The organism is Arthrobacter humicola, from assembly GCF_022803015.1.
GTDB lineage: Bacteria > Actinomycetota > Actinomycetes > Actinomycetales > Micrococcaceae > Arthrobacter > Arthrobacter humicola_A.
Genome location: NZ_JAFKON010000032.1, coordinates 1 through 588 on the forward strand (window position 1 = coordinate 1; position 588 = coordinate 588).

Genomic DNA, 588 nt, shown 5'->3' on the forward strand with positions numbered 1-588 from the left:
GCGCAGGCGAACGCTTCGGTGATGCACGCCCTGATCCGGCCCGGGGACACCATCATGGGGCTGAACCTGGCGCACGGCGGGCACCTGACCCACGGGATGAAGATCAACTTCTCCGGCCGGCTGTACAACGTCGTCCCGTACCAGGTCCGTGAGGAGGACCACCGGATCGACATGGCCGAGGTCGAGCGCCTGGCCCAGGAGCACAAGCCGGCGCTGATCGTGGCCGGCTGGTCCGCGTACGCCCGCCGGCTGGACTTCGCCGAGTTCCGCCGGATCGCGGACTCGGTGGGCGCGTATCTGATGGTGGACATGGCGCACTTCGCCGGGCTCGTCGCGGCCGGGCTGCACCCGTCCCCGGTCCCGCACGCGCACGTCACGACCTCCACGACGCACAAGACCCTCGCGGGTCCGCGCGGCGGCATCATCCTCTCCAACGACGCCGAGATCGCCAAGAAGATCAACTCGGCGGTGTTCCCCGGGCAGCAGGGCGGCCCGCTGGAGCACGTCATCGCCGGCAAGGCCGTGGCCTTCAAGATCGCCGCGTCCGAAGAGTTCAGGGAACGCCAGGAGCGTGTCCTGGCCGGTGCC

Annotated in this window: 1 protein-coding gene; it reads left to right on the plus strand. The window is 69.9% G+C overall.

Annotated features, from left to right (window positions below; all coding sequences use genetic code 11):
- Positions 1–588 (plus strand): aminotransferase class I/II-fold pyridoxal phosphate-dependent enzyme (locus ARTB_RS21320; RefSeq protein WP_243182275.1); only part of this gene is annotated, 588 nt, incomplete at both ends.